Origin of the sequence: Streptomyces roseochromogenus subsp. oscitans DS 12.976, assembly GCF_000497445.1 — a bacterium.
Taxonomy (GTDB): Bacteria; Actinomycetota; Actinomycetes; order Streptomycetales; family Streptomycetaceae; genus Streptomyces; species Streptomyces oscitans.
In genome coordinates, this window is sequence record NZ_CM002285.1 from 4456432 (window position 1) to 4457213 (window position 782).

At 67.3% G+C, this 782-nt stretch carries 1 protein-coding gene; it reads left to right on the forward strand.

The genetic code is table 11. The features are described from left to right. Nucleotides 1-2: 2 nt before the first annotated feature. On the forward strand, nt 3-782 hold a 780-nt coding region (locus tag M878_RS68915), incomplete at its 3' end, for a DNA-directed RNA polymerase subunit alpha (RefSeq protein WP_037730135.1).

The window sequence follows — 782 nt, forward strand, 5'->3', positions numbered from 1 at the left end:
CGTTGACCGAAGAGGTCGTCGACGAGTTCCGTTCCCGGTTCGTGATCGAGCCGCTGGAGCCGGGCTTCGGCTACACCCTCGGCAACTCCCTCCGCCGCACCCTCCTGTCGTCGATTCCCGGCGCTGCTGTCACCAGCATCCGTGTCGACGGTGTCCTGCACGAGTTCACCACCGTGCCGGGCGTCAAGGAGGACGTCACCGACCTGATCCTCAACATCAAGCAGCTGGTCGTCTCCTCGGAGCACGACGAGCCGGTCGTGATGTACCTGCGCAAGCAGGGCCCGGGTCTGGTCACCGCCGCCGACATCGCGCCCCCGGCCGGTGTCGAGGTGCACAACCCCGACCTGGTCCTCGCCACGCTCAACGGCAAGGGCAAGCTGGAGATGGAGCTGACGGTCGAGCGCGGCCGCGGTTACGTCTCGGCCGTGCAGAACAAGCAGGTGGGCCAGGAGATCGGCCGTATCCCGGTCGACTCGATCTACTCGCCGGTTCTCAAGGTCACGTACAAGGTCGAGGCCACGCGTGTCGAGCAGCGCACCGACTTCGACAAGCTGATCGTCGACGTCGAGACCAAGCAGGCCATGCGTCCGCGTGACGCCATGGCGTCGGCCGGCAAGACGCTGGTCGAGCTGTTCGGTCTGGCGCGCGAGCTGAACATCGACGCCGAGGGCATCGACATGGGCCCGTCCCCGACGGACGCCGCCCTGGCCGCCGACCTCGCGCTGCCGATCGAGGAGCTGGAGCTCACCGTCCGCTCCTACAACTGCCTCAAGCGTGAGGGC